This window comes from Lactobacillus acetotolerans DSM 20749 = JCM 3825 (assembly GCF_001436775.1).
In the GTDB taxonomy this organism is placed as follows: Bacteria; Bacillota; Bacilli; order Lactobacillales; family Lactobacillaceae; genus Lactobacillus; species Lactobacillus acetotolerans.
This window is the reverse complement of record NZ_AYZC01000001.1, coordinates 98,574-110,220: the sequence shown is the minus strand read 5'-3', so window position 1 is coordinate 110,220 and position 11,647 is coordinate 98,574. Positions and strand designations below refer to the sequence as shown.

4 protein-coding genes and 2 tRNA genes are annotated in these 11,647 nt (G+C 38.2%); all 6 read left to right on the top strand.

The annotated features are described in order from the left end of the window. Positions 1–197: 197 nt before the first annotated feature. The 6 genes from FC77_RS00650 to rpoC all read left to right on the top strand — a co-directional run bounded on the left by FC77_RS00650 (position 198) and on the right by rpoC (position 11,583). Positions 198–983 (top strand): tyrosine-protein phosphatase, encoded by a 786-nt coding sequence (locus tag FC77_RS00650; protein ID WP_056969533.1) that lies wholly within the window; start codon positions 198–200, stop codon positions 981–983. Positions 984–1,041: 58 nt separating this feature from the next. After that, a tRNA-Gly gene (locus FC77_RS00645) sits at positions 1,042–1,116 on the top strand. Positions 1,117–1,153: 37 nt separating this feature from the next. Next, positions 1,154–1,227, top strand: a tRNA-Pro gene (locus tag FC77_RS00640). A gap of 314 nt (positions 1,228–1,541) precedes the next feature. Continuing rightward, entirely contained in the window at positions 1,542–4,025 is a 2,484-nt protein-coding gene (locus tag FC77_RS00635) for an ATP-dependent Clp protease ATP-binding subunit (protein WP_056969531.1), read from the top strand. 229 nt (positions 4,026–4,254) lie between these two features. Continuing rightward, positions 4,255–7,899 carry a DNA-directed RNA polymerase subunit beta gene (rpoB, locus tag FC77_RS00630; RefSeq protein WP_056969529.1) on the top strand — a complete coding sequence of 1,215 codons (3,645 nt, stop codon included), beginning with the start codon at positions 4,255–4,257 and terminating at the stop codon, positions 7,897–7,899. A 15-nt stretch (positions 7,900–7,914) separates the two neighbouring features. After that, positions 7,915–11,583 carry a DNA-directed RNA polymerase subunit beta' gene (gene rpoC / locus FC77_RS00625; RefSeq protein ID WP_054681233.1) on the top strand — a complete coding sequence of 1,223 codons (3,669 nt, stop codon included), beginning with the start codon at positions 7,915–7,917 and terminating at the stop codon, positions 11,581–11,583. The last annotated feature ends 64 nt before the right edge of the window (positions 11,584–11,647 follow it).

The following is an 11,647-nucleotide window of genomic DNA, read 5'->3' as shown; positions in this document are numbered from 1 at the left end:
AAAGAAAATTGTGTAAATTTGTAATAAACTAACGTCCAGTTTTAGGGGTTAGCTTCAAACTGATAAAAAAGACCTCTTATTTATGTTTACTAGCACAAATAAGGGGCTTTTTTGATAATAAATTTCAATAATTGTTGTAGAATTACATTTAAAATTAAAAATTTCAACTCTTTGGAATAAAAAGGGGATGCACAATTTTGAAAGTAAATGTGTTGCCAATTAACACGGTTCTTAATCCGCGAGATCTAGGTGGCTACTATGGTTGGAACAACCGTAAAGTTAAAAGCCATCGTTTGCTTAGGACGGGAAGTATAAACCAAATTTCAATTGAAGATGAGCATTTTTTGCAAGACTATGGTTTATGTAAAATCATTGATCTACGTTCACGAACGGAAAGTATAGAATGTCCGGATCCGAAAATTTCAGGTGTTGAATATTTCTTAATTCCGCTCTCCGATGAAGATGGTACCTTAGGTGGAAAAGATGATCTTAACGATTCTTCTGTAATATATAATGAAGATCAATACGTTGGTTTTAAGATGATGTGTGAGCATTATCGCGATCACGTTATCAAAAAACATGATCGGGCGGCAGTCCGGCAAATTTTAGATATATTAGCCAATACTGAAAAGGGTACTGTTCTTTATCATTGCTCAGAGGGGAAAGATCGAACGGGTTTTGTTACTCTGTTTATCCTTTATCTATTAGGTGTTGATCTTGAGACTATCCGTCAGGATTATTTGTATTCAAATTATATGCTTAATGACTACCGTGCAATCCGTGATAAAAAATTTCAAGAAGATGATAAAAGTCTCACGTTTAGAGCCAATATGCGTATTTTAAGTTCTGCTTCTGATTCCTTTTTTGATACGGTATTAATTACAATTGAAAATAAATTTGGCGGGATCGAGAAGTATTTTAAAGAACAATTAGGAATTACGCCTACGCTACGTGATCGTTTACGTAAGCTTTATTTAAAGTAAGTTTTTTATATAAAAAATTTGCAAAATCGAATTTATTTGCTATAATAATCTTTGTTGTGCGGAAGTAGTTCAGTGGTAGAACATCACCTTGCCATGGTGGGGGTCGCGGGTTCGAATCCCGTCTTCCGCTCCACTGATTAAACTCACCGTCTGGTGAGTTTTTTTATTAACGGGAAATAGCTCAGCTTGGTAGAGCGCTACGTTCGGGACGTAGAGGTCGCAGGTTCGAATCTTGTTTTCCCGATATGATAACTGCCTAAATAGGCAGTTTTTTATTTGTCTTTTTTTGATTCTTACAAATAATAAGTTAAATATTGGCTTATACAAGTGGTCTTTGCTATAATAATTGCAACGTTTTTCTAAGAATTATATGAAAAAGATTTTAAAACTGCTGATTAAGTTGCTTATGATAATGGTATTGACATAAAAAGTGTTATATCTATGGTTAAGGTGATCGATTATGTGGATTTCAAAATTTTAATTATTTAAAGCTTAGTATTTTACATTATAAATAGAAGCAATTAGAATATTAACGTCATTTTTAAAGGTGGTGCTACGATGGAAAATTCTTACAGTAGAAGTGCGGATCAAGTTTTAGAAATAGCTCGTGAGCAGGCGCGAAGTTTTCATCATCGGTTAATAGGAACAGAGCATGTATTATTGGCTATGGTGATCGAATCAGACGGAGAGGCTGGTAAAATTTTGCGTTCTTGGGGCGTAAAACCAACAGCTGTCCGTGAAGAGATTGAACGGTACACCGGCTATGGGTCAGCTGCTAATACTAGTTATATGGAAATGTCACCAAGATTAAGCATGGCACTTGCTTACGCAAGAAACCTTGCTGATCGAACTGGTTCAGATAAAGTTAAAACAACTCATATTTTGTTAGGACTAATTTCTAGTGAACAAATCCTATCAGCAATGATTTTAAGAAATTTAAATATCAATATGGAATTGTTGCGGAATGATTTACATAGAAGTTTAGATGAAGAAAGTTCTGCAAATTCTTCTGATTGGACCGGTAACACAGAAAATCCAAATCAAAAGAAGCAGAGGAAGAGCACTACTCCAACCCTGGATCAGGTTTCAGTTAACTTAAATGAACGTGTCCGTCAAGGTGAGATTGATCCGGTTATCGGTAGAGATAAAGAGATAGCACGTGTAATCGAAATCTTGTCGAGACGTACTAAGAATAATCCGGTTCTCATTGGAGAACCCGGGGTCGGTAAAACTGCTGTTGCGGAAGCAATTGCTACGGAAATAGTAAAGAAGCGAGTTCCAAAGGGACTGCTTAATAAACGGGTGATTTCACTAGACTTAGGTGGTTTGGTAGCTGGTACCAAATACCGTGGTGAGTTTGAAGATCGCTTGAAAAAGATCATTAAAGAAATCACCAAAGATGGAAAGGTAATCCTTTTCGTAGATGAAATGCACACTTTAATTGGTGCTGGTGGAGCAGAAGGTTCAATCGATGCTGCTAACATTTTGAAGCCATCTTTGGCTCGTGGCGACATCCAAATGATTGGTGCTACTACCTTTGATGAATATCAAAAGTATATTGAAAAAGACCAGGCTTTAGCTCGTAGATTTCAGCAAGTTCGGATAAATGAACCATCAAGAAAAGCATCTTTGGCGATTTTAGAGGGCTTAAAGCCGAAATATGAAAAGTTTCACCACGTAAAGATTTCTGAAGCTAGCCTTGAAGATGCTGTTGACTTATCAAGCCGTTATATTTCAGACCGGTATTTACCAGATAAAGCGATTGATCTAATTGATGAAGCCAGTGCGGCTGTTAAGATAAAAACAAATGCAGGTCCTGATGATCAAATGACTCAGGTTAATGAGCAAATCAAAAAGATTATCGATCAGAAGAATCAAGCTGCAGTTAGTCAAAATTTTGTTGAGGCAGCTAAATTACAAGATAAACAAAATAGTTTGCAGGCTAGACGTGATAAATTAGCTGATCGACTGGAAGAAAAAGTCGATGATAATGCTGTTGTTAAACCTGAAGATGTTGCAAAGGTAGTTTCTGAGTGGACAGGCGTGCCTGTTACCCAAATGAATCGAAATGAAACAAAGCAATTATCTAATTTAGAAAGTATTCTGCATAAAAGAGTTATTGGCCAAGATAAGGCTGTGTCGGCAGTTGCACGTGCGATTCGCCGAAGCAGAAGTGGAATTAAGGATGAGAATCGTCCAATTGGATCTTTCCTTTTCTTAGGTCCAACCGGTGTCGGTAAAACTGAATTAGCTAAAGCAGTAGCAGCTGCCATATTTGGTTCAGAAAACAATTTAATTCGTATTGACATGTCTGAATATATGGATCAGATAGCAAGTAGCAAGTTAATTGGGTCTGCCCCAGGGTATGTTGGTTATGAAGAAGGTGGCCAACTATCTGAGCAGGTTCGTCGTCATCCTTATTCGGTAGTTTTACTTGATGAGGTTGAAAAAGCTCATCCAGATGTATTTAATTTGCTTTTGCAAGTGTTAGATGAAGGATTTTTAACGGATTCTAAAGGTAGAAAGATTGATTTCAGGAATACAATTATTATCATGACTTCTAATTTAGGCTCACGAGCTATATTTGAAACTAAGGCTGTTGGTTTTAATGCGGATAATGCAAGTCAGGCTAAATTACGGAAGGATCGTGTACAAAAAGCCTTGAAACAATTCTTCCGGCCAGAATTCTTAAACCGAATTGACGAAACAATTATTTTTGATGAATTGAACAAAAATGAGCTTCGTCAAGTTGTTACTCTGCTTACGCGTAAATTAATTGAACGCCTAGATAAACAGGGAATTCAATTAAAGATTTCTCGTGCTGCGCTCGATAAGATTGCTAAGGATGGTTATAACCCAGAAATGGGAGCCCGTCCGCTTAGACGTGCCATTCAAAATGATATTGAGGATAAAATTGCTGAAATGTTAATTGACGGTGACTTGAAGCGTGGCAACAGTTTGAAGATTGGCAGTACACACGGTAAACTAAAATTTAACGTTATTTCTACTAAAAATAAAAAAGAGACTGTAAAAACTAGTTAAAATTGAAAAGTGTAATCAACTTGTTTGACAAAGAAATTGTTTTGCAGTAAAGTTAAAGTCGATTTAAAAGGCTGAGATTCAGGATTTTGCTGATATATTGTCCAGCAGAATGATATAGACAAAAACGACATCATGTTGTTTTTGTCTTTTTTATGCTCAAAATTGCAGTTTTTTTAATTTGTAATGTAAATGTAATATTTGCTCTCTCTAACAGAAAGGATGTTTTTCCTTGTTAAACGGACACGTAGTGAACTTCGGTAAAAATCGGACGAGACGTAGTTTCTCACGTATTAAAGAAGTACTGAAATTACCTAATTTAACCGATGTACAAACTGAATCATATAAATGGTTTCTCAACGAAGGTATTAAAGAAGTCTTTGACGACATAATGCCTATTAGTGACTTTTCAGGTAAGCTTTCATTAGAATATGTTGGCTATAAACTGCAAAAGCCAAAATATACTGTTGATGAAGCCCGCGATCATGATGCGACTTATTCCGCACCTATGCATGTAACTTTAAAGTTAACTAACCAGAAAACTGGTGAAATTAAGACCCAAGACGTCTTCTTTGGCGATTTACCTTTGATGACAGATTCAGGTTCTTTCATCGTTAATGGTGCTGAAAGAGTTATTGTTTCTCAATTAGTAAGATCACCTAGTGTTTATTACTCTGGTGATTACGATAAGAATGGTCGACAAATCTTTGGTACCACTGTTATTCCTAACCGTGGTGCATGGCTTGAATATAATACTGATGCTAAAAATGTATCATATGTACGTGTTGACCGTACACGTAAGTTACCTTTAACTGTACTTATTAGAGCCATGGGAATTGGCTCAGACAGTGACATCCTTGACATGTTTGGCCAAAGTGATACTTTACAATTCACTTTAGATAAAGATGTTCATAAGAATCCAGCTGATTCAAGGGTTGCTGAGGCCTTAAAGGATATTTATGAAAGATTACGTCCTGGTGAACCTAAGACTACTGATTCTTCACGTTCACTTTTATACGCACGTTTCTTTGATCCACGTCGTTATGATTTAGCACCTGTAGGTCGTTATAAGGTTAACAAGAAGCTTTCACTTAAGAACCGGTTATATGGTCAAACTTTGGCTGAAACTTTAGCTGATCCAGATACTGGTGAAATTCTTGCAAAGAAAGGTACTGTTGTTACTCATAAACTGATGGATACCCTTGATAAATATCTTGACCGTGATGATTTTAAGATGGTTACATACCAACCTTCAAAAGAAGGGGTTTTACCAGATCCAATCAATGTTCAAGAAATTAAAGTTTATTCAAAGGTTAACCCAGAACGAGTAGTTAAGTTAATTTCAAATGGTCATATTGACAAGAAAGTTAAGCATTTAACTCCTGCCGATATCCTATCCTCAATTAATTACTTCTTCTTACTTCAAGATAACATTGGTAATACTGATGATATTGACCACTTAGGTAACCGTCGTATTCGTCGTGTTGGTGAATTACTTCAAAACCAATTTAGAATTGGTTTATCAAGAATGGAACGAGTAGTTCGTGAAAGAATGTCTATTCAAGATCCATCAACAGTTACCCCACAACAATTGATCAATATTCGTCCAATTGTTGCAAGTATCAAACAATTCTTTGGTTCTTCACAACTTTCACAGTTTATGGATCAACATAACCCATTGGGTGAATTGACGCACAAACGTCGTATGTCAGCATTAGGGCCTGGTGGTTTAACCCGTGACCGTGCAGGTTACGAAGTTCGTGATGTTCACTATACGCAATATGGTCGTCTGTGTCCTATTGAGACACCAGAAGGTCCTAATATTGGTTTAATTAACTCACTTGCTACTTATGCCGTAATCAATAAGTATGGCTTTATTGAAACTCCATATCGTCGTGTTTCTTGGAAGACACACAAGGTTACAGATAAGATTGATTATTTAACCGCTGATGTTGAAGATAATTATATTATTGCGGGTGCCAACACTCGTTTAAATAAAGATGGTTCCTTTAAAGACAAGTTGATTCTGGCTCGTCAAAAGGATGATAACGTCGAAGTCAGTCCAGACAAGATTGATTACATGGATGTTACTCCAAAACAAGTTGTGTCTGTTGCTTCTGCATGTATCCCATTCCTTGAAAACGATGACTCTAACCGTGCTTTGATGGGTGCTAACCAGCAGCGTCAGGCTGCTCCACTGATTAATCCACACAGTGCTTTAGTTGGTACTGGTATGGAATATCGTGCTGCTCATGATTCTGGTGCCGCTTTGCTTGCAAAGGCTCCTGGTACAGTTGAGTACGTTGATGCTAACAACATTAGAATTAGACGTGAAGATGGCAGTTTAGATAAGTACACGCTTGAAAAGTATCGTCGTTCAAATAACTCTAAGTCATACAACCAGACTCCTAATGTTAAATTAGGTGATCACGTTGAAAAGAGTGAAATCATTGCTAATGGTCCAACTATGGATCACGGTGAACTTGCTTTAGGTCAAAACCCAGTTATTGCATTTATGACTTGGAATATGTATAACTACGAAGATGCGATTATGCTTTCTGAGCGTTTGGTTAAAGACGATGTCTATACTTCAATTAGTATTGAAGACTATGAATCTGAGGCACGGGACACTAAGCTTGGTCCAGAAGAAATTACAAGAGAACTTCCAAACGTGGGTGAAGATGCCTTAAAGGATCTTGATTCAGAAGGTATCGTTCGTGTTGGAGCTGAAGTTCATGATGGTGATATCTTAGTTGGTAAGGTAACCCCTAAAGGTGTTACTGAATTATCAGCAGAAGAGAGATTACTTCACGCTATCTTTGGTGAAAAGGCACGAGAAGTTCGTGATACTTCACTACGTGTACCACACGGTGGTGGCGGAATTGTCCAAGACATTAAAGTTTATACTCGTGAAGCCGGCGATGAACTTTCTCCAGGTGTTAACACGATGGTTCGTGTCTACATTGCCCAAAAGAGAAAGATCCAGGTTGGAGACAAGATGTCCGGTCGTCACGGTAATAAAGGTACTGTTGCTGCAGTTGTTCCAGAAGAAGATATGCCATACCTGCCAGATGGTACTCCAGTAGATATTTGTTTGAACCCAATGGGTGTTCCTTCACGTATGAATATTGGACAGCTTCTTGAATTACACTTAGGCCGTGCAGCTGATGAATTAGGTATTCATGTTGCTACACCTGTATTTGATGGTGCTAATGAAAAAGATGTTTGGGACACCATTCATAAAGCTGGTGCTGACAAAGATGGTAAGACTGTTTTGTATGATGGTCGTACTGGTGAGCCTTTCCACAACCGAGTAGCGATAGGTATTATGAACTACCTTAAACTCACTCACATGGTTGATGATAAGATTCATGCTCGTTCAATTGGGCCTTACTCCTTGGTTACGCAACAACCTCTTGGTGGTAAAGCACAATTTGGTGGACAGCGTTTTGGTGAAATGGAAGTTTGGGCTCTTGAAGCTTACGGTGCCGCTTATACTCTGCAAGAAATTTTGACTTATAAGTCAGATGATGTTGTTGGACGTGTAAAAGCATATGAAGCTATTGTTAAGGGTGAAAGAATTCCTAAGCCAGGTGTTCCAGAATCATTCCGTGTACTTGTAAAAGAACTACAGGCATTAGGTTTGGATATTCGTGTTCTTGATTTGAATCATAAAGAAATTGAACTTCGTGATATGGATGATGATTCGAATGAGCATTTGAATATTGATACATTGTCACGAATGGCCGAAGAACAACAAAAGAAGAAGTTAGCCGAAAAATCTGAAAAAGCCGAAGATAAGACAGATGATGCCGAATCGAAAGAGCCCAAAACTCCTGTAGATAAATCTGACGGTAATGATAAGATTTCTAAATAATAGGGGGTTAAACTTTTGATCGACGTAAATAAGTTTGAAAGCATGCAAATTGGACTTGCATCACCAAACAAAATCAGAAGCTGGTCATACGGTGAAGTTAAAAAGCCAGAAACTATTAATTACCGTACTTTAAAACCAGAAAAAGATGGTTTATTTGATGAAAGAATCTTTGGTCCAACCAAAGACTGGTCTTGTGCATGTGGTAAATATAAAGGTGTTAGATATCGTGGCATCGTATGTGACCGTTGTGGTGTTGAAGTTACTTCTTCAAAAGTAAGAAGAGAACGGATGGGCCATATTGAATTAGCCGCACCTGTTACACATATTTGGTACTCCAAAGGTATTCCATCACGGATGGGCCTGATTTTGGATATGTCACCAAGACTTCTTGAAGAAGTTATCTATTTTGCTGCATATATCGTAATTGATCCAGGGGATACTGACCTTGAATTTAAGCAATTACTTACCGAAGCAGAATACCGTGAGCAAAAAGCCAAGTACGGTAAACGTTTTATAGCCAAGATGGGTGCTGAAGCTATTCGTGATCTTTTAAAGAAAGTGGACTTAGCTAAAGAAGTTGCTGATTTAAAGAAAAAGCTTAAGAATGCAACTGGGCAGAAACGTACTCGTGCCATTAGAAGACTCGATATTTTAGATGCCTTTAAAGATTCTGGTAATAAGCCAGAATGGATGGTTATTGATGCAGTTCCAGTTATCCCACCAGACTTACGTCCGATGGTTCAATTGGAAGGTGGTCGTTTCGCCACTTCCGATCTAAACGATTTATATAGACGGGTAATTAACCGTAACAATCGTTTAAAGAGATTACTTGATTTAAATGCACCAAATATTATTGTTCAAAATGAAAAGCGAATGCTGCAAGAAGCTGTCGATGCCTTAATTGATAACGGTCGTCGTGGTCGTCCAGTAACCGGCCCAGGTAACCGTCCACTTAAATCACTCTCACACTTACTTAAAGGTAAGCAAGGTCGTTTCCGTCAAAACTTACTTGGTAAGCGTGTTGACTATTCAGGTCGTTCAGTTATCGATGTTTCACCAAAATTGAAATTCTATCAATGTGGTGTTCCTCGTCCAATGGCCCTTGAATTATTCAAGCCATTCGTAATGCACGAATTAGTTAAACGAGGCATTGCTTCTAATATTAAGAATGCTAAGCGTAAGATTGATCGTCAAGATGATGACATTTGGGATGTACTTGAAGACGTCATTAAAGAACGTCCGGTTCTTTTAAACCGTGCACCTACTCTTCACCGTTTGAGTATTCAAGCCTTTGAACCAATTTTGGTACCAGGTAAATCTATTCGTTTACACCCATTAGCTTGTGAAGCATATAATGCCGACTTCGATGGTGACCAGATGGCTATTCACGTTCCTTTGTCTGATGAAGCTGTTGCTGAATCACGTATGTTGATGTTAGCAGCTCACCATATCTTGGCTCCTAAAGATGGGAAACCAATCGTTACTCCATCACAGGATATCGTTTTGGGTAACTACTGGTTAACTCAAGCTGAGCGTGGTCGTGAAGGTGAAGGTATGATCTTTGATTCACCAGCAGAAGCAACTGTTGCTTATGAAAATGGTGACATTCATTACCATACTATTATCGGAATGTCTGCTGATTCAATGCCGAAGAAACCTTGGCCTAAGGGTCATGAACACGGTATTTTTATCACTACTTATGGCAAGGTTGAATTTAACCAAATTTTCCCTGAAGATTACTTCTATGTTAACGAACCAACTGAGAAGAATTTAAATAATCCATTAGATGCTAAATACTTCTTGGGTGAGGGAGAAGACATTCATAAGAAGATTGATGATGTCAGCGATGACCTACTTTCTACTCCATTTAAGAAGAGTTTCTTATCTGATTCTATTGCTACTATTTATAAGTACTATAAGGTTCAAAGAACTTCAGAATATTTGGATGATTTGAAGAAGTTAGGTTACACAAGTTCAACAACTTCTGGTATTACTATCGGTATGACCGATGTTCCTGAAATTAAGGATAAGGATGCCAAAGTAGCCAAGGCCCACAAACAAGTTGATGTTGTTTCTAAACAATTTAGACGTGGTTTGATTACTGAGCAAGAACGGCACGATCGTGTAATTAGTATTTGGAATGATTGTAAAGACCAAGTTCAAAACGAAATTGCTAATATTTATGATCCACGTAACCCAATTACTATCATGGCCGATTCTGGTGCCCGTGGTAACATTTCTAACTTTACTCAGTTAGCCGGTATGCGTGGCTTAATGGCTACCCCTAACGGTGGATTGTTCGAAATTCCTGTTACTTCAAACTTTAAAGAAGGTTTGTCAGTTCTAGAATTGTTCATGTCTACTCACGGTGCCCGTAAAGGTATGACGGATACCGCTTTGAAGACTGCTCAGTCTGGTTACTTAACTCGTCGTTTAGTTGATGTAGCTCAGGATGTTATTATCCGTGACGATGACTGTGGTACTGATCGTGGTATTACAGTTCATGCAATCAAGGAAGGCGACGAAATGATCGAGCCTTTGTATGATAGACTACTTGGTCGTTTCACAGCTGAGACAGTTAAGGATCCAAAGACAGGAGAAACTATTGTTACTCCTAACGTCATGATGGATGAAAAGTTAGCTCGTAAGATTTGTGATGCGGGTGTTACTCATGTTAAGATCCGTTCAATTCTTACTTGTGATACACCACACGGTGTTTGTCGTAAGTGTTATGGTATGAACCTTGCAACGAGTGAAGAAGTTGAAGTCGGTGAAGCAGTTGGTACTGTTGCAGCCCAATCAATCGGTGAACCTGGTACGCAGCTTACTTTGAGAACTTTCCACAACGGTGGTGTTGCCGGTGCTGAAGATATTACTCAAGGTTTACCTCGTGTACAGGAATTGTTTGAAGCTCGTAACCCTAAAGGTCGCGCTATAATTTCTGAAGTTGATGGTGTCATTGATTCAATTCAAGAAAACCCAGCGGAACATACGCGTGAAATTACCGTAAAGGGCAAGATCGAGACGAGAAGTTACGATGTTCCTTACACTGCATCAGTTGCAGTTGCTGAGGGTGATACTGTTCACCGTGGGGATAAGTTGACCTTAGGTTCAATTGATCCGAAGGAATTAATTCAAGTAACCGATACTTTAACGACTGAAGAATATATTTTAGCTGAAGTTCAAAAAGCATATAGAATGCAAGGTGTAGATATTGCCGACAAGCACGTCGAGGTATTGACCCGGCAAATGCTGCAAAAGGTACGTGTACTTGATCCAGGTGAAACCGATATGTTGCCAGGTGAAGTTTTGGATATTGGTCAATTTAAAGACCGTAATACCTCAGTTATTAATTCTGGTGGTATTCCTGCTACTGCTCAAAGTGTCATTTTGGGTATTACCAAAGCAGCTTTGGAAACCAATAGTTTCTTATCTGCTGCTTCATTCCAGGAAACTACTAGGGTTCTTACTGATGCTTCAATTCGTGGCAAGAACGATCCGTTACTTGGACTTAAGGAAAACGTTATTATTGGTAAGATCATTCCAGCTGGTACTGGTTTGCCTGTTTACCATGATATGGAACCTGAGGCTGATGTCAAGAAGCCTAAATCTGTCTACTCAATTGCTGATATTGAGAAGAAGATGAAGGAAGCTGACAAGGCTAAAAAGAAGCCACAAAATTAGTTATTAATATCTGTTAGAGAAGATAAAAATTGCGTCCCTACCGAAATGGTGGGAACGCTTTTTT